The organism is Tritonibacter mobilis F1926 (genome assembly GCF_000376545.2).
Classification (GTDB): domain Bacteria; phylum Pseudomonadota; class Alphaproteobacteria; order Rhodobacterales; family Rhodobacteraceae; genus Epibacterium; species Epibacterium mobile.
Genome location: NZ_CP015230.1, coordinates 2568300 through 2589366, shown reverse-complemented (window position 1 = coordinate 2589366; position 21067 = coordinate 2568300). Strand labels below are relative to the sequence as shown.

At 59.0% G+C, this 21067-nt stretch carries 20 protein-coding genes; 15 read left to right on the top strand and 5 right to left on the bottom strand.

The features are described 5' to 3' along the window. The first annotated feature begins 86 nt into the window (after positions 1–86). The 4 genes from ccoG to ccoS all read left to right on the top strand — a co-directional run bounded on the left by ccoG (position 87) and on the right by ccoS (position 4435). A complete protein-coding gene (gene ccoG / locus K529_RS12190) occupies positions 87–1517 on the top strand; it encodes a cytochrome c oxidase accessory protein CcoG (protein WP_005629941.1) in 1431 nt (476 codons plus the stop codon). Between the two features lie 3 nt (positions 1518–1520). Next, positions 1521–1997: a FixH family protein gene (locus K529_RS12185; protein WP_005629945.1), complete on the top strand. Its 477-nt coding sequence runs from the start codon at positions 1521–1523 to the stop codon at positions 1995–1997. Positions 1998–2077: 80 nt separating this feature from the next. Then, positions 2078–4261, top strand: coding sequence for a heavy metal translocating P-type ATPase (locus K529_RS12180; RefSeq protein ID WP_005629948.1), 2184 nt, complete (start codon positions 2078–2080; stop codon positions 4259–4261). Positions 4262–4276: 15 nt separating this feature from the next. Continuing rightward, positions 4277–4435, top strand: coding sequence for a cbb3-type cytochrome oxidase assembly protein CcoS (gene ccoS / locus K529_RS12175; RefSeq protein WP_005629952.1), 159 nt, complete (start codon positions 4277–4279; stop codon positions 4433–4435). A 159-nt stretch (positions 4436–4594) separates the two neighbouring features. Here the strand turns inward: ccoS and K529_RS12170 are convergent, their stop codons facing one another. Together K529_RS12170 and K529_RS12165 are read right to left on the bottom strand one after the other, a co-directional pair. Next, a complete protein-coding gene (locus K529_RS12170) occupies positions 4595–6274 on the bottom strand; it encodes a D-alanyl-D-alanine carboxypeptidase family protein (RefSeq protein ID WP_005629955.1) in 1680 nt (559 codons plus the stop codon). 318 nt (positions 6275–6592) lie between these two features. Further along, positions 6593–7306, bottom strand: a complete 714-nt coding sequence (locus K529_RS12165) for an HAD family hydrolase (RefSeq protein ID WP_005629958.1) — start codon at positions 7304–7306, stop codon at positions 6593–6595. A 90-nt stretch (positions 7307–7396) separates the two neighbouring features. Here K529_RS12165 and clpS point away from each other — a divergent pair, with 90 nt between their 5' ends. From clpS to K529_RS12135, 5 genes are all read left to right on the top strand, one after another. Then, positions 7397–7738 (top strand): ATP-dependent Clp protease adapter ClpS, encoded by a 342-nt coding sequence (gene clpS / locus K529_RS12160; RefSeq protein WP_172599694.1) that lies wholly within the window; start codon positions 7397–7399, stop codon positions 7736–7738. Between the two features lie 39 nt (positions 7739–7777). After that, the gene (locus K529_RS12155) at positions 7778–8764 is read left to right on the top strand and encodes a class I SAM-dependent methyltransferase (RefSeq protein WP_005629962.1); all 987 of its coding nucleotides are present in this window, start codon (positions 7778–7780) and stop codon (positions 8762–8764) included. A 156-nt stretch (positions 8765–8920) separates the two neighbouring features. Then, positions 8921–9724 carry an SDR family NAD(P)-dependent oxidoreductase gene (locus K529_RS12145; RefSeq protein ID WP_005629966.1) on the top strand — a complete coding sequence of 268 codons (804 nt, stop codon included), beginning with the start codon at positions 8921–8923 and terminating at the stop codon, positions 9722–9724. Between the two features lie 40 nt (positions 9725–9764). Then, complete coding sequence (gene hemF, locus K529_RS12140) at positions 9765–10667, top strand: oxygen-dependent coproporphyrinogen oxidase (protein WP_040642887.1); 903 nt, start codon at positions 9765–9767, stop codon at positions 10665–10667. Positions 10668–10789: 122 nt separating this feature from the next. Further along, positions 10790–11668, top strand: coding sequence for a glycoside hydrolase family 25 protein (locus tag K529_RS12135; protein ID WP_046002118.1), 879 nt, complete (start codon positions 10790–10792; stop codon positions 11666–11668). A 171-nt stretch (positions 11669–11839) separates the two neighbouring features. Here the strand turns inward: K529_RS12135 and K529_RS12130 are convergent, their stop codons facing one another. Both K529_RS12130 and hemC read right to left on the bottom strand, forming a co-directional pair. Next, positions 11840–12790 (bottom strand): fatty acid desaturase family protein, encoded by a 951-nt coding sequence (locus K529_RS12130; protein WP_005637545.1) that lies wholly within the window; start codon positions 12788–12790, stop codon positions 11840–11842. A gap of 133 nt (positions 12791–12923) precedes the next feature. Continuing rightward, on the bottom strand, positions 12924–13880 hold the full coding sequence (hemC, locus tag K529_RS12125) for a hydroxymethylbilane synthase (RefSeq protein ID WP_046002114.1): 957 nt from the start codon (positions 13878–13880) through the stop codon (positions 12924–12926). A gap of 121 nt (positions 13881–14001) precedes the next feature. On the opposite strand from hemC, the gene hemE reads away from it, so the two are divergent. Next, positions 14002–15045 carry a uroporphyrinogen decarboxylase gene (gene hemE / locus K529_RS12120; protein WP_005614294.1) on the top strand — a complete coding sequence of 348 codons (1044 nt, stop codon included), beginning with the start codon at positions 14002–14004 and terminating at the stop codon, positions 15043–15045. A 60-nt stretch (positions 15046–15105) separates the two neighbouring features. Here hemE and K529_RS12115 read toward each other — a convergent pair whose 3' ends face one another. Continuing rightward, entirely contained in the window at positions 15106–16227 is a 1122-nt protein-coding gene (locus tag K529_RS12115) for a CaiB/BaiF CoA transferase family protein (RefSeq protein WP_005614293.1), read from the bottom strand. Positions 16228–16444: 217 nt separating this feature from the next. Between K529_RS12115 and K529_RS12110 the strand changes: the two genes are divergently transcribed. The 5 genes from K529_RS12110 (at position 16445) to K529_RS12090 (ending at position 21034) form a co-directional block, all read left to right on the top strand. Beyond that, positions 16445–16990 carry a CoxG family protein gene (locus K529_RS12110; RefSeq protein ID WP_005614291.1) on the top strand — a complete coding sequence of 182 codons (546 nt, stop codon included), beginning with the start codon at positions 16445–16447 and terminating at the stop codon, positions 16988–16990. Positions 16991–17190: 200 nt separating this feature from the next. Then, complete coding sequence (locus K529_RS12105; protein WP_005614289.1) at positions 17191–18120, top strand: ABC transporter ATP-binding protein; 930 nt, start codon at positions 17191–17193, stop codon at positions 18118–18120. Further along, a complete protein-coding gene (locus tag K529_RS12100; RefSeq protein ID WP_005614286.1) occupies positions 18117–18878 on the top strand; it encodes an ABC transporter permease in 762 nt (253 codons plus the stop codon). The genes K529_RS12105 and K529_RS12100 overlap by 4 nt, the downstream gene beginning before the upstream one ends. A gap of 242 nt (positions 18879–19120) precedes the next feature. Further along, positions 19121–19918 (top strand): S49 family peptidase, encoded by a 798-nt coding sequence (locus tag K529_RS12095; protein WP_005614284.1) that lies wholly within the window; start codon positions 19121–19123, stop codon positions 19916–19918. Positions 19919–20089: 171 nt separating this feature from the next. Then, positions 20090–21034 carry a calcium/sodium antiporter gene (locus tag K529_RS12090; protein ID WP_005614283.1) on the top strand — a complete coding sequence of 315 codons (945 nt, stop codon included), beginning with the start codon at positions 20090–20092 and terminating at the stop codon, positions 21032–21034. The last annotated feature ends 33 nt before the right edge of the window (positions 21035–21067 follow it).

Below are 21067 nucleotides of genomic sequence, written 5' to 3'. Positions count from 1 at the left end.
GATGCGAATTTTGATCCACGTCAAAGTCTCGATCCCCGGTCTCTGGGAGAACACCATCAGACCTGTCACAGGATCGGAGCCAGAAGTTGAGCGATTCGAGCCAAGCCCCCAGCCTTTACGCCGCAAGGGAGCCAATCTTTCCCCGCCGAGTCTCGGGAAAGTTCCGCACTCTCAAATGGGTGATCATGGCGGTTACCTTGGGCATCTACTACCTGCTGCCTTGGATCCGTTGGGACCGTGGTCCCGAACTGCCGGATCAGGCGGTGTTGCTCGATCTTGCCGGGCGACGGTTTTATTTCTTCTGGATCGAGATCTGGCCGCATGAATTCTATTTCGTCGCGGGCCTGTTGATCATGGCGGGCCTTGGCCTGTTTCTGTTCACCTCGGCGTTGGGGCGGGTCTGGTGCGGCTATGCTTGCCCGCAGACTGTCTGGACTGATCTTTTCATTCTGGTTGAGCGCTGGATCGAGGGGGACCGAAACGCGCGCCTGCGCCTGCACCGTCAGAAAAAATGGGATTTCAGAAAAGCGCGCCTGCGGATGACCAAATGGGTGGCCTGGCTTTTGATTGGCCTGGCAACCGGTGGGGCATGGGTGTTCTATTTTGCCGATGCACCAACCCTGCTGCATGATCTGGTGACGGGTCAGGCACACCCGGTGGCGTATACCACAATGGCGATCCTGACCTTCACGACCTTCTTCTTCGGTGGCTTTGCCCGCGAACAGATCTGTATCTATGCTTGCCCGTGGCCGCGTATTCAGGCGGCGATGATGGATGAGGATACGCTGACCGTCGGGTATCGCGATTGGCGCGGCGAGCCGCGCGGCAAACACCGGAAATCGGCCGATGCGGATCAAAAGGGTGATTGTATCGACTGTATGGCCTGTGTGAACGTCTGTCCCATGGGGATCGATATTCGCAAGGGCCAACAGATGGAGTGCATCACCTGTGCGCTTTGTATTGATGCCTGCGATGACATCATGGCCAAAGTGGGCAAGCCACGCGGGCTCATTGATTATATGGCGCTGTCGGATGAAACCAATGAGCGTGCAGGCAAACCTCCGCGCCCGGTCTGGAAACACATCCTGCGCCCGCGCACGATTATGTACACGACGCTCTGGGGTGGTGTGGGGCTGGCGCTTGTGTTCGCGCTCTTCATCCGTGCCGACATCAATATGACCGTAGCGCCGGTGCGGAACCCGACCTATGTCACGCTGTCGGACGGCACCATTCGCAACACCTACGATGTGCGGCTGTCAAACAAACACGGTGAGGCGCGACTGTTTGAGCTGTCGATTGTCGGTGATCCGGCGCTCTCTGTCTCGCTCGAGGGGGAAGAAAGTGTTACGGTTCAAGTCCCTGCTGACAGCGCAAGCCTGCAACGTGTCTATATCGCCGCGCCGCGCGGGAGTGCCCCGGCAGAAGCCGAGAACACCGGGCTGCGGATTTGGGTCGAAGATCTGACATCGGGCGAACGCGCTTACCGCGACACCACTTTCAACGGACGGGGGAATTGATCCATGACGGGAGAGACCACACGAAAACCTCGCGAGTTCACAGGCAAGCATATGCTGGCGCTTTGTGTGGGTTTTTTCGGGATCATCATCACGGTGAATGTCTACATGGCCTATAGCGCTGTGAGCACGTTTCCCGGCCTTGAAGTGAAGAACTCTTATGTCGCGAGCCAACAGTTTGATACACGCCGTGCCGCGCAGGAAGCGCTGGGGTGGTCGGTTTATGCCTCCGCGGTTGGGGAAGAGGTGAAGCTTGAGATCACCGATCGTGACGGTCAGCCGGTAGAGGTCGCCTCACTGACCGCGACACTTGGTCGGGCCACCCATGTGAAGGACGATCAAAACCCGCAGTTTGTGTTTGATGGCTCTGCATATGTCGCACCTGCGGAACTGGCACCGGGAAACTGGAACATTCGAATGATCGCGCGTGCCAAGGATGGCACTGAGTTCACTCAGCGCGTGATCCTGCACGTCAAAAAGTAGCACTGACGCCTGACACCACCGTGTAAGATACGCGCGTTTGCACGCAGTATACGTGGTCAGCGTCCCTCAGAGGTAGAACCATGACTGCTTCGATGCGTCATCAAACGGCTGTGTGCCCCGGTTGCGTGGCTGCCCCGACAGAGGCGGTGGAGGATGCGCCAACCGAGGCACGCCTTGCGATTTCCTTGCCGACAATCCACTGTCAGGCCTGTATTTCCAAGGTCGAGCGCGGGTTGTCGCAAGTCCCGGGCGTGCGAACTGCGCGCGTCAATCTGACCCTGAAACGGGCCCTCATTGAGGCTGACCCGGACATGCGGGCGGCGGATCTGGTTCCGGTCTGCGAGGGGCTTGGTTATGAGGCGCATGAGTTGGATCTTGCGGCCTTGGCTGCGACTGAAACAGATCGCGCAGGGCGTGAATTGTTGCTGCGGCTTGCGGTGGCAGGCTTTGCGTCCATGAATGTGATGCTGTTGTCGATCTCAGTCTGGTCCGGCGCGTCTGACGCGACCCGTGATATGTTCCACTGGATTTCCGCTGCGATCACCTTTCCAGCCATCATCTATTCCGGGCAACCGTTTTTCCGAAACGCATGGCATGCGCTGCGGGCACGTCGCCTCAATATGGATGTGCCCATCGTGTTGGCGTTGTTGCTCGCGTTGGTGACTTCGCTATGGGAGACATCGCTTTCGGGGGAGCATGCCTATTTCGATGCCGCACTGACGTTGACGTTCTTCTTGTTGGCGGGGCGTTATCTTGACCACCGAACCCGTGCTGCGGCCCGATCTGCTGCAGAAGAGCTTGCAGCGCTCGAGGTCCCGCGTGCTTGGCGTCTGGATGAGCAGGGACAGGAGGTCGAGGTCTCCGTTGCTGATCTGGCGATTGGTGATCTTATCCGCGTGCGCCCCGGCGGACGTATGCCGGTAGACGGCGAGATCATCGAGGGGCGGTCTGAGCTTGATCGTTCGTTGCTGACCGGGGAGACATTGCCGGTCCTCGCAGAACCGGGCACCGAGGTTTCCGCAGGTGAGGTCAATTTGACCGGACCGCTGACCATCCGCGCCACAGCTGTTGGCGCTGAGACCTCGCTGCATCGTATGGCAGATTTGGTGGCAATCGCAGAGTCGGGGCGGTCTCGTTACACCTCGCTCGCGGATAGCGCGGCGAAACTCTATGCGCCTGGGGTACATATCCTGTCGGCGCTCGCCTTCGTTGGGTGGTATCTATACACCTTTGATCTGCGCACGGCCCTGAATATTGCGGCTGCGGTACTGATCATCACATGCCCCTGTGCATTGGGCCTTGCGGTCCCTGCGGTGACCACAGCTGCTTCGGGTCGACTGTTTCGGGCGGGTCTGCTGGTTAAACATGCCACTGCGCTGGAGCGGCTCGCCGAGGTGGACACGGTGGTGTTTGACAAGACCGGAACATTGACGGCGGGAGCGCCGGAGGTTGTGAACCTTGATGAGTTGAACGCCCAACAGCTGTCTGTCGCGTTGGCCCTGGCCGAAGGGTCGAGCCACCCGCTGGCGATCGCGCTGACCCGTGCGGCAAATGCGGCAGGGGTTGAGGCCGTGGTGTTGGAAGGTCTGCAAGAAGTGCCCGGCTATGGCACGCAGGCGTGCCTTTCCGGGCAGATCGTGCGGTTGGGGCGTGCCGCGTGGGTCGGGGCGCGTGGGTCGTTGGAGCAGACAGCCACTTGGCTGGATCTGGGCGATGGCATGCCGGTTGCAATCCGTTTTACGGATGCCTTGCGCCCCGGTGCGCAGGACGCGGTTTCAGCGCTTCAAGATACAGGCATGGACGTGATACTTATCTCCGGCGATACGGTGGCGGCAGTCCGCGATCTGGCAGGACGATTGGGTATTCAGAGTTGGGTGGCCGAAGCGCTCCCAGACGAAAAGGCCGCGCGTGTGTCACAATTGACCGAGGCAGGCCATAAGGTTCTGATGGTCGGGGATGGTCTCAACGACACGGCGGCGTTGGCGGGTGCGCATGTCTCGATCTCGCCCGCTTCGGCGCTTGATGCTGCGCGTGTGGCGTCTGATATTGTTTTGCTGGGTAAAGATCTGTCTCCGATTTCGGAGGCATGCGGTGTGGCGAAGCGTGCCACCAAGCGTATTCGCGAAAACTTCCAGATTGCAACACTGTACAATGTGATAGCTGTGCCTCTGGCGATTGCAGGTCTGGCCACGCCCTTGATTGCGGCGCTGGCGATGTCTACGTCATCGATTACCGTATCACTCAACGCACTGCGCCTGCGTTAGGCGCTGGGGAGCGACATGACCGTATTGTCTTATCTTATTCCTATCTCCCTGATCCTTGGCGGGGCGGGGTTGATTGGGTTTATCTATACCGTGCGTTCAGAACAATACGACGACCCAGAGGGGGATGCACGTCGGATCTTGAGCGATGAATGGGACGACCACCCCAAGCCCTGACGGCTGGTGGGGGCGCTGCCCCCTCTTGCCCGTGCCGGGCAATTCACCCCCGGGATATTTGGGGTTAGAAGAATGAAATAGCCGCTGCCCCGGGTGATGGTGCAGCGGCTGTTATTTTTTAGATGCTGTCGGCAGGCCTTGGCTCTGTCGCTTGGGGGGTTAGGACGCCGGCCCCAGTGTTTCACAGGTTACATTGCGAGAGTTGAGGCGGCGGCAGGCAAGTTCCGCGCTTTCCTTGGTCATACCGAGGAAGTTTGCATCAAAGCCGCGAGGGTTCTGTACCACTTTGCGGAGTGAGCCATCGAGTGTTTCCATTTCAGCCAAAGCGGTGCGCAACAGGACTTTCTCGGCCTGAAAACGGTTCGTGTAGCGACCGACATTGATACCCCAGTAGCGCCCGCCTGAGGTCGACAGGCGTGTCACAACTACAGGTTCCTCGACCGAAGCAACCTGTGTTTCCAGCCCCGTCGGGCGCACCTGTGGGCGCGGTCCGGTGTAGCGACGCTGGGTTGGGGCCTCGACCGCGCGGGCAACGGCGGTTCGAATTTCGGCTTTCATAGCTTCTTCGCCCTCCACATCTGCTTGACGTTGGGCAGGACGTGCGAGGGGCTGAATCGCCGACACTTCAGAAACTTCGGTGACCTCCAGAAGTGCGCTGTTGATGCCGGATTGAAGCGCGTCTGTGTCCAACGTGGCGATCTGCACCTCTTCTTCTGCGGTTTCGGGCGCAACCTCTGCTTCGGCCACCAGCAAGGCCGGATCGACCTCGGGTGCAGGGCGGGCACGCGGGCGCATGGTTTCGGAGATCACACCGCTTACGCGAATGGTTTTGCCAGCAAGCCCATGAGTGTCGTCCTCTGCCAGGCGTACGCCGCTGTTGCCCACATAAGGTGGCATCGGGGGTTTTTGCAATTTGGCGTAGGCGGGCGCGCGACGGAACCCAAGGTCCAGAAGTTCGGCAACCTTGGCGTTGCGTGCCGCGGTGGATTGGCCGCCAAATACGGTCGCGATGATGCGCTCATCTCCGCGTTTGGCCGAGGACACAAGGTTAAAGCCAGCCGCACGGGTGTAGCCGGTCTTAATGCCGTCCGCGCCGCGATAGGCTGCGAGAAACCGTCGGTTGGTGTTATACACCACTTTGGTTCCCGCGTTGGTCGATTTGCGCGAGAATAGGTTATAATATTCAGGGTAATCATACAGCATATGACGCCCGAGGATGGTCATGTCACGCGCCGTAGACATATGCCCATTGGCGGTTAGACCGTGCGCGTTTTTAAATGTGGTGCGGGTCATACCCAGCGCTTTGGCCGTGCGATTCATGCGCCGGGCAAAGGCGGCTTCGGAGCCGGAGATTGCCTCGCCGATGGCAGTTGCGGCGTCATTGGCAGATTTCACCGCAGCTGCACGGATCAAATAGCGCAGGGCGATTTTCTGGCCACGCCGCAAACCCAGTTCTGAGGGCGGCTCTGCTTCGGCGTTACGGGATACCGTGATTTCTGTATCGAGGCTTATTTCTCCGTTCCGCACCGCCTCAAAGGCGATGTAGAGCGTCATCATTTTAGTGAGGGAGGCCGGGTGCAATCGTGTGTCGGCGTTACGGGAGTGCAAGACCTCCCCCGTGCGCGCATCCATCACCATTGCAGCATAAGGTGCCGCTGCCGCCTGTTCTGGAGCGACCGCAACCAGCCCGACTGCGAGCGTCAGACCCTGTATGGTACGTTTGCACAGCCCTACCGCGCCTTGGAGAATTGCTTGCCCTGAATTGCGACGTTGCCCACGGCCACGCTTCACCCAACGGGAGAAGAGACGACCGCCGTCGACCTGAGAAATCACTGCCATGTTTGCCTCGTGTCGCCGGTTTTCCGGCTGACGTTTTGTCTGCTTATGCAAGCGTATCATAGCCGGTCTGACGAATAAACCAGTTGTGAAGGAACATCTTGTTGTGCTGGACGGGCGAAACCTAAGGGTTGTCGATATCTAGTAGTCGCACGCCTTAACCTCGCTAAATAAAGCGATAGCGGCGGCAAAAATGTCAGCAATTTTCTGTCTGCTTGGCAGTGCTGCAACCGGTATCACGCCTTATTTCACAGGTGAAATGAAGCGTTGAGGTCACAGTAGTGAATGAGTGGTTAACATAACCCGGATTTCCGGCGGGTTTTAGCCGAGTCGTTCGACGAGAGCGGGCAGGGCACTCAGATCGGAAATCTCATGGTAGCGCGGGCTGTGTTCTGGGGCGTCGGCGTGCTCGACCTCCCACACGAGTCCATGGGGAACATAGACGCCATGCCCACCTGCCTCCACCACGGGGACGACATCGGAACGCATTGAATTTCCGGCCATCAAGGCGCGCGCGACCCCGTCGCCATGGCGATTGAAGATATCGATATACACCTGAGGCGTCTTTTCAGAGACCACCTCGACCGCGTCGAATAAATCGCCAAGGCCAGATTGGGCCAGTTTGCGTTCCTGATCCAATAGATCGCCCTTGGTAATCAGGACAACGTGATAGTCGTCTGCTACGGCCTCGACTGCTGTTTTTGCGTGTGGCAACAGTTCGATCGGAAAGGAGAGCATCATTTGTCCCGCTTCCAGTAACTCTTTGATAACAGAAGATGGAACCCGGCCTTCGGTGACGTCGATCGCGGTTTCGATCATCGAGAGGGTGAAGCCTTTGACGCCGTAGCCATAGGCCCCAAGATTGCGCTTTTCAGCATCCAGCAGTTTGCGCTCCAGCGCCTCTGGTCCCATATCTTCCGGTGTGTGATCCATCAGCAGTTCAGCAAAGCGATCCTGCGTCACCCGAAAGAAACGCTCGTTGTGCCAGAGCGTGTCATCTGCGTCAAAACCGATGGTCGTGAGCGTTCTAGGCATTATCCCGGCCTCAATCTCTTTTCCTTATGGGGTCTTCCCCTATATAAGCCGGTGACGAACGCAGATGCACGACTGGAAAATTTTGATCCCATGCTAAAGCACCCCGTAATGATGTCGGACAATCCGGATGACGAGAGCGACCTTGGTGTTCTGACCAAAACCCGCCCGCGTACGCAACGGCCGCCGCGCTACAAGGTGCTGCTGTTAAACGATGACTACACACCGATGGAGTTTGTGGTCATCGTGCTGGAGCGGTTCTTTGGGCTCAACCATGCGCAAGCCTTTGAAATCATGCTGACAGTGCATAAAAAAGGTCTCGCCGTTGTTGGTGTTTTCAGCCATGAAGTTGCTGAAACCAAAGTGGCGCAGGTGATGGATTACGCGCGTCGCCACCAGCATCCGCTGCAATGCACCATGGAAAAAGACGACTGACCCGATCATAGCGGGTTGGTTCTGGAAAGGTCTCTCAAGATGTCTCAACGCCTGAGCCTCGCGGTTCATTCAGGCGATTTCGCCGTTCCTGAAACGGGGCGAATCGCTGTTTTTCTTCCGCGTGAGGGCCATGACCTCTCGGCTCTGCCTCAGGGGCAGTTGGAGGTGATCCAGCCGCTGAAGCCGGAAAATGACTATTGGACCGCGCGTGGTTTGACCTGTGTGGCAGAGGCTGAGGCAGGGGCGACCTATGCTGCGGCGGTTGTGTTCATCCCGCGTGCCAAACCGTTTGCGAGACAGCTTGTGGCGCAGGCGGTTGCTGCAACTCAAGGTCCGGTACTGATTGATGGTGTCAAAACCGACGGTATCGATTCCCTCCTGAAAGAGCTGAAAAAGCGAACCACGCCCTCTGCAGCCACGTCAAAGGCACATGGCAAGGCTTTTTGCATTGAGGGTGGTTTGGATCTGTCTGACTGGATCTTGGGGTCGCAGGTAGTTTCTGGCGGCTTTGTCACCGCGCCGGGTGTATTTTCTGCAGATGGGATTGATCCTGCATCGGCGCTATTGGCTCAGGCGCTTCCGGCCAAGCTCGGCAAAGAGGTTGCGGATCTGGGGGCTGGTTGGGGCTATCTTTCTGCGCAGATTCTTGGTCGCGAAACCGTGGAGACGCTGCATCTGGTGGAAGCCGATCATATCGCGCTGACCTGCGCACGTCGCAATGTGGACGATGCACGCGCGCAGTTCCACTGGGCGGATGCACGCCAGTGGGGTGTGAAAGGCAGTTTGGATGCGGTCGTCATGAACCCGCCATTCCACACCGGTCGCGCCGCCGAGCCTGCACTGGGACAGGCGTTTATCGCCAATGCGGCGCGGTTGCTGAAGCCGGCAGGCCAGCTTTGGTTAGTGGCCAATCGGCATCTACCGTATGAGACGCCACTGAACGAGGCCTTTGCGTCGCTCACTGAAGTTGCAGGAGACAATCGTTTCAAGATTCTGCATGCCGCTCGCCCACGCCGCAGCCGCTAGGGCCTGCCCTTACGGCAAGGCCGCAAAACCTGTTCAAATCTCAAATCCTTCGGGCTATCGTCGCGACAACACGCGCACCAACTTGGGTGCTTTTTGTTCTGAAACCTGGCCCAAGGAACAGGCGCATCGCCTGACGCAAGCAAGGATCTTTATCCCATGAGTTTTTCCATCTCTGGCAAGACCGCCATCGTGACTGGTGCCGCAAATGGCATTGGTTTGGCGATTGGTCGACAGTTCGCGCGCGAAGGCGCGAATGTTATGTTCGTGGACCATGATGAGGCCGCACTCCTGCAGGAACTGGGCAGCGACGTCGAGGATGGCAATATCCGCCATTTCGCCGGGGATCTGCGAGAGCGTCTGACCATTGCCAACCTTTTATCGGCCACCATTGATGCCTTCGATCAGATCGACATTCTGGTCAATGGGGCGCGCAAGGTTGTGCCCAGTGAGCCACTCAACCCGGATGATGAGAGTGTCGAGTTTCTGTTGCACCAGAACCTGATGTCGACATTGCGCCTGTCGCAGCATGTGGCCAAGCGGATGATCCGCCAGGGCGAGGAACGCGACGACGACGGTGCAAATGGCGCCATCATCAACCTGTCGTCCATTGCCGCCCGGCGCACCCATCCGGACCTGATGGGCTATTCGGTCACCTCTGCGGCACTTGATCAGATGACGCGCTCGCTGGCTGTGTCGCTGGCACCGCATAAGATTCGGGTGAATTCCATCGCCTTCGGCTCTGTGATGAGTGCATCGATGCAGGCCACGCTCAAGGATAACCGCTCCCTGCGGCAGAATATCGAGGAGCACACGCCCCTGAACCGGATCGCACCGCCCACCGAACTGACCGAGACGGCGCAGTTTCTGGCCTCCGAGGCCTCAGGGTTTATGACCGGGCAGGTGTTGACGCTGGATGGCGGGCGCACGCTGCTTGATCCCGTCACCGCGCCGGTGCATTGAGGCGACACGCCCGAATTACGATCTGACTCAGGAGGCCGGGATGGCAGAGAATGCGACAGAGATGCGCGCAGAAAAAACGCGCGCGGCAGCATGGTTCCGGGAGCTGCGCGATCAGATCGTTGCAGCTTTTGAGGGGCTGGAGGACAGCCATACAAACGGTCCCTTTGCCGATATGGAGGCGGGTCGGTTTGACGTGAGCGAGACCAAGCGCACGGCGGAAGATGGCTCTGACGCGGGCGGCGGCCTGATGAGCGTGATGCGCGGCGGCCGCGTCTTTGAAAAGGTCGGCGTCAATATTTCCGAGGTTTACGGCACGCTTGGCGAACGCGCGCAAAACGCGATGGCGGCCCGCAAGGGACTACCGGGCATGAAAGAAGATCCACGGTTCTGGGCCTCGGGCATTTCGCTGGTGGCGCATATGCGCAATCCGCATGTGCCAGCGGTGCATATGAATACGCGCATGTTCTGGACTCCGCATGGCTGGTGGTTCGGGGGCGGGTCTGACCTCAACCCCTGTATCGAGTATGACGAGGACACGGCACATTTCCACGGCGTGCAGCAAGCGCATCTCGACCCGCATGGCGGCGATCTCTACCCCCGGCTGAAGGCCTGGGCGGATGAGTATTTCTTCATCCCGCATCGCGCGCGCGCGCGCGGCGTTGGCGGTATTTTTCTGGACGATCACAACACCGGCGACTGGGCGGCGGATTTTGCGCTGGTTCAGGACATTGGCCGCGCCTTCCTGCCTGCCTTTGTGCCTCTGGTGGAAAAACGGCGGGTGCAGACTTGCTCCGAGGCAGACAAAGATGCGCAGCTCATTCACCGTGGGCTCTATGCGGAATACAACCTCGTTTATGATCGCGGCACCAAGTTCGGTCTGGAGACCGGGCATGACGCCAATGCGGTGTTGATGAGCCTGCCGCCGCTCGCGAAATGGGTGTGACTGTCGCATCGGTGTAAACCCGCTCAGCGCGCGGGAAAGCGGACCCTATTCGGCATTCTGCATTGAAGGATCTGCCTGTCTCCGGCTCTATGGAGGCAGGCAGTTTTCTTTGGCAGGTAGATATGAAATTTCATCAACTGATTGGTTTGGGGATGCTCGCGGCGCTGGCCGCCTGCGGCAGTGCAACGCGGGAGCCGGTGCCGCCGCCGCCTCTGGAAGGGGAGGTCGAGCGGGTGATAGATCCCGCTTTTGCGCGTGCCTATGCGGCGCTCGCGACCTATCCGAAATACGGCGACAATGACCCCCACGACTGGGAGGGGGGCACGCCATGGGGCTATCCGATCCATGGCATCGATGTGGCGCGCTATCAGGGCGATATAGACTGGCGTCAGGTGGGCGCGGCGGGCGTGTCCTTCGCGTGGATCAAGGCCACAGAAGGGGGCGATCACCTGGACCCGGAGTTCAAGTCCAACTGGCGCGCGGCACGGCGTGCAGGTCTGCGACGCGGGGCCTATCATTTCTATTATTTCTGTCGCACCCCGGAAGAGCAGGCGCGCTGGTTCATCCGTAATGTTCCCAAGGAGGCGGGCAGCCTGCCACCGGTGCTGGACATCGAGTGGAACCACGCCTCACCGAGCTGTAAACGCCGCCCGTCCGGGGCCGAGGCGCGGCATGAGGCGGAACGTTTCATCAAAAAGATCGAGCAGCACTATGGTCGCAGACCGGTGGTTTATACCACGGTGGATTTCTATCGCGACACCGGGATTGGGCAGCTTCAAGGTGTGGATTTTTGGCTGCGGTCAGTCGCCGGGCATCCGGAACAGGTCTATCCCGGCGCACATTGGGTGTTCTGGCAATACACGGGCACAGGCTCCGTGCCCGGCATCAAGGGGAATGTCGACCTGAACGCCTTTGCGGGGAGCGCGGAGAATTGGCTCCAATGGCTTGGGTACCGGAAGTATCTACCGGTGGAGGTGCCCGCGGCAGAGGCGGAGGGCTGATCTAGGCGCGGTGCAAGAGGTTTTGCGCTCCGCTTGCGCGGATCGCCGGGGGGCAGGGGCAGCGCCTTCGGCGCTGCCCCTGCCGGGCCCAACGCTTTTGGGGGAGACTTGTCTCACCCGCAAAGGGGCGGGAGTACCCCCTTGCCCGGTGCGGCAGCGGTGACGGTGTGGTCAGGCGCTTCGGCGATGCCAGCCCGCTTCGATCAGGGCCTCTCCGTAGCTTTTTGCCACCCGCATGCGCGCGCCGTATCCTTTCGCCAGTAAGAGAGCGTGCATCTTTGGGAGCTGCCAGCACGGAACATGCATGACCATGTGGTGTTCGAGGTGATAGTTCACCCAGTAGGGCGCGACCAGAGCACGGGCCAAGGGGCCGGCATAGGTGGTGCGCACGTTCTGGAACGGATTTTCCGAGAGCTCTACCGCGCCGTGTTCGGCGATATTGCGCAGGCGCACGACGAACTGGAACCATGTCAGATAGGGCAGGAGCCAGAAGGCCAGCCCCCACCACCAGTTGCCCAGCAGGCTCATGACCAGCATCGGTAGCAGGAACATTGGCAGGGCGGGCAGCAGGCGCGGGCTTTTGAACGTCTGCGCAAAATCGCCTGAGGCGGCCTCCATCGCCTCGTGATCACCGGCCAGCATGATGGACATGCGGATCTGGCCAAAGAGCTGCTTGAGCCCGGTTTGGCCCGTGAGGTCGCGGGCGAACTTGCGCTTGAGGGAGGCGCGTGTGGTCGGGAAGGCCAGCGACAGCGCCAGATCCGGGTCATTATCGGTCTGGGTGTAGCGGTGATGGGTCAGGTGGTAGTGGCGATAGGCCGGTAGGTCGGCCAGGATCGGACGCGCGCAGAGCCATTGCCCGATGTGATCATTCAGCCTGCGCGTTTTGAACAGCGCATTATGCGCGGCCTCATGCATCAGGATGGCCAGTCCCAATTGGCGCGAGCCGATGAGCATCACCGCAACAAGCGCCGTCAGGAGGTTGGGCCAGAGTGCAAACAGCGCCACCGCCGCTGCAATCACGCTCCAGCAATGCAGCACCAGCCACGCGCCCATCAGGTCTGATCGCGCAGCAAGCGGGCGAATGTCGTCGCTGCTGAGATAGGCCTTTCCCGGCGTCATGACGTGCCCCCCCCGCACCCTGATTCACTCCTCAGGCTCGCAGCGGAGCGGGCCTTGCGTCAATCAGGGCGTGACGTCACGCAGGCTGCGACCTGTTATGAAGGTTGCAAACGCGGGAGCGCGGGCCCGTCGGTCAGTGGCTGAAGAACCCTTCTCCCGCCCGCGCGCGCAGAGCCTCGCCCATGCGGCGACCGAGTTCGGCACCGTCCTCGATCGCGCAGCTTTGCTGATCCGCCAGAGCCTCTGACCCGTCGGGGCGCAGGATCTGGCCGCGCAGCTGCAAGGTGCCGCCGGAGAGCTCGGCCAGCGCGGCGATCGGCGTTTCGCAGGACCCATCCAGTGCGGCCAAAAACGCGCGCTCGGCCGCGAGGCGCAGGCTGGTCTCGGCGTGGTGGATGGCCTCCAGCATGGCGGCCGCGATTGTGTCGTCGCTGCGACGTTCGATGCCGATCGCGCCCTGGGCCACCGCAGGCAGCATGTCCTCGGGCGCGATGGGCGTGGCGGGAACCTCCTCGGCCATGTTGAGGCGACGCAGCCCGGCCATGGCGAGGAAGGTGGCGCTGGCCACGCCATCGTGGAGCTTTTGCAGGCGGGTCTGGACGTTGCCCCGGAACTCCACCACCTGCAAATCCGGTCGCCGGTGCAGCAGTTGCGCGCGCCGGCGCAAGGAGGAGGTGCCGACGACCGCGCCCTCCGGCAGATCGGCAATCGCACGGATCTGGGGGGAGACAAACGCGTCGCGCACATCTTCGCGCGGCAGGTAGCAATCCAGCATCAGACCTGCGGGCTGTTCGGTGGGCATGTCCTTCATCGAATGCACCGCGAGGTCGATGCCGCCGGAGGTCAGCGCCTCTTCGATCTCCTTGGTGAACAACCCCTTGTTGCCGATCTCTTTCAGCGGGCGATCCGCGTCGATCATGGCGCGGTTGTCGCCGGTGGTCTTGATCACCACGATGTCAAAGGCCGTGGGCTCCAGCTCAAAGGCGCGGGCCAGCCGGTCGCGGGTCTCATAAGCCTGAGCGAGCGCCAGCGGAGAGCCGCGGGTGCCGATCTTCAGGGGCGAAGCGGGAGAGGGCAGGGTCAAGGTCATGGGGCACAGGATTAGTCGCGACATTATGCCGTGGCAAGCGCCAGTCTGTGCGGGCGGGCAAGCCTTGACAATTTGCCGCTGAGGCTAGACCTCAGAGTGACCGCAATTAAAGGGGCAGAGCATGGGCCAGAAAAAGACGATCCTTCGCGCATTGGCAGGCGAAACACAGGCTGTGCCACCGATTTGGATGATGCGGCAGGCGGGTCGCTACCTGCCGGAATATCGCGCCACACGGGCGCAGGCCGGCGATTTCCTGAGCCTGTGCTACAACCCGGAACTGGCCGCTGAGGTGACGTTGCAGCCTATCCGTCGCTACGGTTTTGACGCGGCGATCCTGTTTGCCGATATTCTTCTGGTGCCGCAAGCGCTGGGGGCGGAGTTGTGGTTCGTCACCGGTGAAGGGCCGCGCCTGTCCACCATCACGACGGAGGCGGATTTTGCCAAGCTTGGCCCCGCCAGCGACGTGCATGAGACCTTGAACCCGATTTACGAGACGGTGCGCATACTGTCGCGGGCGCTTCCTTCTGAGACCACGCTGATTGGGTTTGCAGGGGCGCCGTGGACTGTGGCGACCTACATGATCGCCGGGCGCGGCACCCCGGATCAGGGTCCTGCGCACGCATTGATGCAGGAAAATACCGCTCTTTTTGAGGCGCTCTTGGCGCGTATCACCGAAGCCACCATCGGCTACCTGTCGGCGCAGATTGAGGCGGGCGCAGAGGTGGTGAAGATCTTTGACAGCTGGGCTGGATCGCTTAAAGGCGACGCGTTTGAAAAATACGCGTTGGAGCCTGCGCGTGAAATCACGGCGGCACTGAAGGCACGCCATCCCGGTATTCCGGTCATCGGTTTTCCGCGTGAGGCCGGAGAGAAATATGTTGGCTTCCATAAAGCAACCGGTGTGGATTGCGTGGCGCTCGACAATTCTATTGATCCGGAATGGGCAGCGACGCAGGTGCAAGTAGACGGTTGCGTGCAAGGCAATCTTGCGTCGCGCCATATGGTGACTGGCGGCGAAGAGCTGGTCGCGGATACACGCCGGATCGTGCAGGCGTTTTCCAAAGGGCCACATATTTTCAACTTGGGCCACGGGATCACGCCGGATGCCAACCCTGACAATGTTCAGCTTATGATTGACACAGTCCGCGCGAGGGCCATGGGGTAATCTGGCTTGGCCTGATCAAATGCCGTTTCAGCTCTGCTATGATGAGGGGGCTCTGCCCCCTCAAGCTCCCCCGGGATATTTTGGGTTAGAAGATGATGTGAGACGATCAGCGAGGTCTGCGAGAATATGCGCGCGACGCTGATCGCGGTATGGCGATGTCCCGACCGGGCGGGTTTTACCATCAAAGCGCGGCGCGGGAGCAGCCTGAAGATGGCCATGCTGTGTAAGCCATGTTTTGCGGCTGTTCATTGCATCTTGCGCAGCTTCTGCCGGGGAGAGCACGGCCGTTACGCAGGCGTCACAGTCGTTGAACATGTCTGCCCAGTATTCGCGCGGGTGTTCTGCAAAGCGGCCTGACAGGCGGGCTGTGAGCTCAGGCCAGAGTGTTTTGTCGAATTGGCGAAGGAAATCAGGATCGTCGCCAAGGCCCAGTTTCGCAAGGAAGATGGCGTAGAATTTGGGCTCAAAACACTGGACTGCGATATATCCTCCACCTTTGCAGAGATAGGTTCGGCTCCAATGCGGGCCGTCCAGCAGGTTTTCCCCGCGTGTTTCTCCAAATCCACCCGCTTGGCGCAGCGCCATAAGCAGGTTCATCATATGCGCAGACCCATCATAGATTGCCGCGTCGACCACGGTGCCCACGCCGGTTTGTGCGGCGCGCAAGAGCCCCGCCAGCAGCCCTGCGACGAGGTAGAGCGCGCCGCCACCGATATCTCCTACGAGGGTCGGTGGCGTCAGGGGCGTATCGTTTGGGGCTGAGGCTGACCAGAGTTCCCCGGACAGGGCAATATAGTTCAGATCATGCCCAGCCTGTGTCGCGCGAGGGCTTTGTTGCCCCCAGCCCGTCATTCGGCCATAGACCAGCTTGGGGTTTTTCTGATGCATTTGCGTGGGGCCGAGCCCCAAACGCTCCATGACACCGGGGCGAAACCCCTCGATCAGGCCGTCTGCGGTGGCAATCAATTCCTGTGCGATCTGAAGATCTTGTGCATTCTTGAGGTCAAGCGCGATGGATTTCTTACCACGATCCAGAATTGAGCGCTCTGGCATGCCGGGAGGTGCGGCGGTTCCCTTGCGATGAATGCAAATGACTTCAGCTCCCAAATCAGCAAGCATCATTGCTGCAAACGGTGCGGGGCCCAGTGCTTCGATTTCGATGATGCGAATACCACGGAGCATGTCTGTCCCTCATTGTTGTGCTGATGGGTGTAAATTGCATTCGCACAGGTCATTGCGTGCGCTGTCAATCTATGTGGCAGGCCATGACGCCACGTTGCGGCCCTTTGCTGTCGATGTGGATCGCGGCAAGAGGTTCTTGGCAGCGCGACAAATTTCCGGCTAGGTGGAGACAGATGTGCCGTTTGGCCCGCAGGTACAGAGCAAAGGGAGTTACGCCATGCAGATGAGTGATCAAAAAGAAATTGCGGCAGATCCGGCGAGTGTTTACGCGGCTCTGCTCAATCCTGAAGTGCTGAAGGCCTGCGTTCCCGGTGCGCAAGAAGTCACCGGTTCTCCAGAAGAGGGGTTCGAGGCGAAAGTGACCCAGAAGGTTGGCCCGGTAAAGGCGACTTTCACCGGCAAGGTGACGCTCTCTGATATGGTGCCGGGTGAGACGCTGACCATTACTGGCGAGGGGAAAGGGGGCGCTGCTGGTTTTGCCAAAGGCGGCGCGGAGGTGACGCTAACACCCAGCGATACCGGAACTCTGCTTTCGTATGATGTTGAGGCCAAAGTTGGTGGGAAACTGGCGCAGCTTGGCAGTCGGATTATCGACGGTTTTGCCAAGAAGATGGCAGATCAGTTCTTTACGAACCTCCAAGATGCACTTGCGCCGGAAACACCAGAGGGTGAAGCCGAGGCACCGGATGCCGACGCTGGCGATGCTAAGCCAAAGGGTTGGTTCAGAAAATTGTTGGGCGGAACCCCGGACGAGAGCGCCTAAATCGGCGATCCCTTTACGCGCGTTCGTTTATGCAGAGGGTAGCGCCGCTTTGAGTTCAAGGCTGCGTCAATGCACAGTGGAATGCGCGGCGATGGGGGTGGTGGTTTGCTCACGTGAGCGTTACCAGTAATACAAAGCGTGAACAAAATGGTTCATGCTTTGATTGCCCGTATTCGAGCACGATCCGAAGTGGAGGCCGCATGAGCACCATCCTGTCCATAACTGACCTGCGTAAATCCTATGCAGGCGGGTTTGAGGCGTTGAAAGGCGTTAACCTTGAGATTGCGGAAGGCGAGATTCTCGCACTTCTTGGTCCCAATGGCGCTGGAAAAACGACTCTTATTTCAACAATCTGCGGGATCACCACCGCGACCTCCGGCTCTGTCACTGTGGGCGGGCACTGTATCGAACGGGAGTATCGCGCGGCGCGGGCGATGATTGGTTTGGTGCCGCAGGAGATCAATTTGGAACCGTTTGAAACGGTGATGAATTCGGTCCGGTTCTCGCGCGGACTGTTTGGTAAACCGAGAAATGACGCGCTGATTGACGACATCCTCAAGAAACTCTCGCTCTGGGACAAGCGCTCTAGTCAAATCAAGGAACTATCTGGTGGTATGAAGCGCCGTGTGCTTATCGCCAAAGCGCTGAGCCATGAGCCGCGTGTGCTGTTCCTCGATGAGCCTACCGCGGGTGTCGACGTGGAATTGCGCAAAGACATGTGGGACGTGGTGCGTGAACTGCGGGAAAGCGGTGTCACCATTATCCTCACCACTCATTACATTGAAGAAGCGGAGGCAATGGCCGACCGCGTTGGCGTTATTGCTGGGGGAGAGATCCTGCTGGTAGAAGAAAAATCCGATCTGATGGCGCGTATGGGCAAAAAGGAATTGCAGGTGTTCCTTGTCGATCCGGTTGCGATTGTACCGGAGGCTTTGGATCAGCATGCGTTGCGTCTGGGCGAGGACGGGCGCTCCCTGATCTATACCTATGACGTGAAGGCCGAGCGCACCGGTATCACAACGCTGCTGAACGATGTGGCGGCTGCGGGACTGGTGCTTTCGGATGTGTCGACGCGGCAATCAAGTCTTGAGGACATTTTTGTCGGCCTTGTTTCGGGAGAAGATGCATGAACTGGACGGCCGTATCTGCCATATACAAATTTGAAATGGCGCGCTTTTTTCGAACCCTTGCACAGAGTTTTCTGTCGCCGGTCTTATCGACCTCGCTCTATTTTGTGGTGTTTGGGGCCGCCATTGGCAGCCGCATAGATCAGGTAGAGGGCGTGTCTTATGGGGCGTTTATCGTGCCGGGACTCATCATGCTCAGTGTGATCACGCAGGGTATCTCTAACGCGTCTTTCGGGATCTATTTTCCAAAGTTTATCGGCACGGTCTACGAGTTGCTGTCGGCTCCGGTGAATTTTTTGGAAATCGTGCTGGGGTATGTGGGCGCAGCCGCGACCAAAGCGTTGTTTATCGGGGTGGTCATTCTTGCCACGGCGCATCTGTTCGTCGACATCACCATTGCGCATCCACTCGCGATGCTGCTGTTTTTGGTGCTGACCTGTATCAGTTTCGCGCTCTTGGGGTTTATCATCGGGATCTGGGCGAAGAATTTTGAGCAGTTGCAGCTGGTGCCGCTTCTGATCATCACGCCGCTGATTTTTCTTGGGGGGTCGTTTTACTCGATTTCGATGTTGCCGCCAATCTGGCAGACAATCACCCTGTTTAATCCTGTCGTCTATTTGATTTCAGGGTTCCGCTGGTCTTTCTTTGGTGTTTCGGATGTGCCGGTCGGCTTTAGCTTGTTGGCGATTGCGGTGTTCACGGGGCTGTGCTTGGCGGTTATCGGCTGGATATTCCGGACTGGCTGGCGCCTGCGCTCGTAAGGATTGCCGGGTGATCTCCCGCCCGGCAGAACTGCATTGTAAATGCCGCCCTGCCCGTTGGGCCGAGCGCCGCCCCCTCATTGAGGGGCGGCGCGGTTGCATCAGGACGCAGATATTGTGACCTGAATTGAACGAGGATCACGTTGCATTTTTACCCTCCGGAGGGCTGCAAACGTAACATCGCAACAATTCCTCTATGCCGATACCTTGTTTCCGGGGGGTGGGCATTCTACATCGGCGCTATGAGTGTTCGATTGCCCTTCAAAAAACGCCCGCCTCTTGTGGCGGTAGTGCGCCTGTCCGGAGCCATTGGGATGGCAGGTCGCGGAAGTCTGAACGACACAACGCTTGCGCCGGTGCTGGAGCGCGCCTTCAAGAAAGGCAAGCCACAAGCTGTCGCACTAGAGATCAATTCTCCTGGTGGAAGCCCGGTGCAAAGCGCCCTGATCGGCGCCCGTATTCGCCGCCTCGCCGAAGAACATGACGTTCCCGTTTTTGCATTTGTCGAGGATGTTGCGGCTTCTGGCGGATATTGGCTTGCGGCAGCAGCAGACGAGATTTTTGCCGATGCAAGTTCCGTCGTTGGCTCTATCGGGGTTATCTCCTCCGGTTTTGGTGCGCATATCTTTTTGGCGCGGCAGGGGCTTGAGCGCCGTGTACATACGGCCGGTGAAAGCAAGAGCATGCTCGATCCATTCCGCCCGGAAAACGAAGGCGATGTTGCGCGCCTAAAGGTGCTGTTGAACGACATACATGCCAACTTCATTGAGCATGTAACCGAGCGGCGCGGCACCAAGCTCACGAGTGATGAGAAACTCTTTACCGGTGAGGTTTGGCTGGCACGCCGGGCTATTGGGCTGGGGCTCATAGATGGGATCGGGCATCTGAAACCGGTGCTGCAAGAGAGATTTGGAAATAAAGTCCGCCTGCGCCGCTATGGCGTGAAGAAGCCGTTTTTAAGCCGATTTGGCCTGTCGATGGCCGAAGACGCGCTGGCTGCGGTGGAGGAGCGCGCGCAGTTTGCGCGTTTTGGCCTGTGACGTGATCTTAAAGATCGTCTCTCTGTTTCTGGTGGCCATGGCTGTCCTCGCCATGTTTGGACGTTTGCGTTTTCCGGGACAAAAGAAACTCAATTCGGCCCGCTGCCCGTCCTGTGGACGTTTCAAAATTGGCAGAGGCGCCTGTGACTGTGGACGAGGAGGTCCAAAAACATGATGCCCTGGCTGTTTTCTGCCCTAGGCCTGGTGATCCTGTTGCTGGCCGGCGACGCGCTGGTGCGCGGCGCTGTGAACCTCAGTCTGCGGGTGGGTATTCCTGCGCTGATCGTGAGCCTGACCATCGTGGCCTTTGGCACCTCCGCGCCCGAGCTGTTGATCGCAATACAAGCGGTGCATGAAAATGCCGATGGCATCGCGCTGGGCAATGTTGTCGGGTCCAATACTGCAAATATTCTGTTGGTTCTGGGCCTGCCTGCTTTGCTGCGCGCGCTGCACACCAGTGAATGTGACAGCCGGAAGAACTACATCTTCATGGTTGCGGCTTCCGTATTGTTCATTGCACTCGCCTTTGTCGGAACCTTTACGTGGGTGTCCGGTCTGATCCTGCTGCTTGCGCTGTTTGGTGTGCTGTTTACGGCCTTTCGCGAGGCCAAGGCGCACCGCGCAGCGGGGGAAGAGGACGAGCTGGAAGACATCGACGAAGCAGATCCGAATATGCCGTATTGGCGTATCGGGATCTATTTGGTGCTGGGTCTCATCGGTCTGCCTCTGGGAGCGGAACTTCTGGTGGAGAACGCGACCATCATTGCGCGTATGTATGGCCTCTCAGAGACCGTGATTGGTCTCACACTTGTGGCACTCGGCACCTCGCTGCCTGAACTCGCAACGACATTGGTTGCGGCCATGCGTCGACAAGCGGATGTGGCACTGGGCAATGTGATCGGGTCGAACATGTTCAACCTTCTGGCGATCATTGGCATCACCACCTTTATCGGGCCTATCACAGTTGATCCGGCGTTCCTGCATTTCGATCTGTGGGTGATGCTGGCGGCTTCTCTGCTAATTATTCCCTTCGTGTTCTTCCGTCAGGACATAACGCGTATTTGGGGCATCGCATTGACGGCTCTTTATGTGGTCTATGTGTGGTCACTGCTCTAAGTCTTTGTGCAAGACACAAAGATAAAGGGGACA

Excerpts from the sequence above, each read along its gene's own strand:
- K529_RS12100 (WP_005614286.1), top strand. The coding sequence starts at position 18,117 with ATGAACTGGACGGCCGTATCTGCCATATACAAATTTGAAATGGCGCGC.
- hemF (WP_040642887.1), top strand. The coding sequence starts at position 9,765 with ATGGCAGAGAATGCGACAGAGATGCGCGCAGAAAAAACGCGCGCGGCA.
- K529_RS12180 (WP_005629948.1), top strand. The coding sequence starts at position 2,078 with ATGACTGCTTCGATGCGTCATCAAACGGCTGTGTGCCCCGGTTGCGTG.
- K529_RS12095 (WP_005614284.1), top strand. The coding sequence starts at position 19,121 with ATGAGTGTTCGATTGCCCTTCAAAAAACGCCCGCCTCTTGTGGCGGTA.
- K529_RS12155 (WP_005629962.1), top strand. The coding sequence starts at position 7,778 with ATGTCTCAACGCCTGAGCCTCGCGGTTCATTCAGGCGATTTCGCCGTT.
- K529_RS12110 (WP_005614291.1), top strand. The coding sequence starts at position 16,445 with ATGCAGATGAGTGATCAAAAAGAAATTGCGGCAGATCCGGCGAGTGTT.
- hemC (WP_046002114.1), bottom strand. The coding sequence starts at position 13,880 with ATGACCTTGACCCTGCCCTCTCCCGCTTCGCCCCTGAAGATCGGCACC.
- K529_RS12105 (WP_005614289.1), top strand. The coding sequence starts at position 17,191 with ATGAGCACCATCCTGTCCATAACTGACCTGCGTAAATCCTATGCAGGC.
- ccoS (WP_005629952.1), top strand. The coding sequence starts at position 4,277 with ATGACCGTATTGTCTTATCTTATTCCTATCTCCCTGATCCTTGGCGGG.
- K529_RS12130 (WP_005637545.1), bottom strand. The coding sequence starts at position 12,790 with ATGACGCCGGGAAAGGCCTATCTCAGCAGCGACGACATTCGCCCGCTT.
- K529_RS12170 (WP_005629955.1), bottom strand. The coding sequence starts at position 6,274 with ATGGCAGTGATTTCTCAGGTCGACGGCGGTCGTCTCTTCTCCCGTTGG.
- K529_RS12135 (WP_046002118.1), top strand. The coding sequence starts at position 10,790 with ATGAAATTTCATCAACTGATTGGTTTGGGGATGCTCGCGGCGCTGGCC.
- K529_RS12090 (WP_005614283.1), top strand. The coding sequence starts at position 20,090 with ATGATGCCCTGGCTGTTTTCTGCCCTAGGCCTGGTGATCCTGTTGCTG.
- hemE (WP_005614294.1), top strand. The coding sequence starts at position 14,002 with ATGGGCCAGAAAAAGACGATCCTTCGCGCATTGGCAGGCGAAACACAG.
- K529_RS12115 (WP_005614293.1), bottom strand. The coding sequence starts at position 16,227 with ATGCTCCGTGGTATTCGCATCATCGAAATCGAAGCACTGGGCCCCGCA.
- K529_RS12185 (WP_005629945.1), top strand. The coding sequence starts at position 1,521 with ATGACGGGAGAGACCACACGAAAACCTCGCGAGTTCACAGGCAAGCAT.
- K529_RS12145 (WP_005629966.1), top strand. The coding sequence starts at position 8,921 with ATGAGTTTTTCCATCTCTGGCAAGACCGCCATCGTGACTGGTGCCGCA.
- K529_RS12165 (WP_005629958.1), bottom strand. The coding sequence starts at position 7,306 with ATGCCTAGAACGCTCACGACCATCGGTTTTGACGCAGATGACACGCTC.
- clpS (WP_172599694.1), top strand. The coding sequence starts at position 7,397 with ATGCTAAAGCACCCCGTAATGATGTCGGACAATCCGGATGACGAGAGC.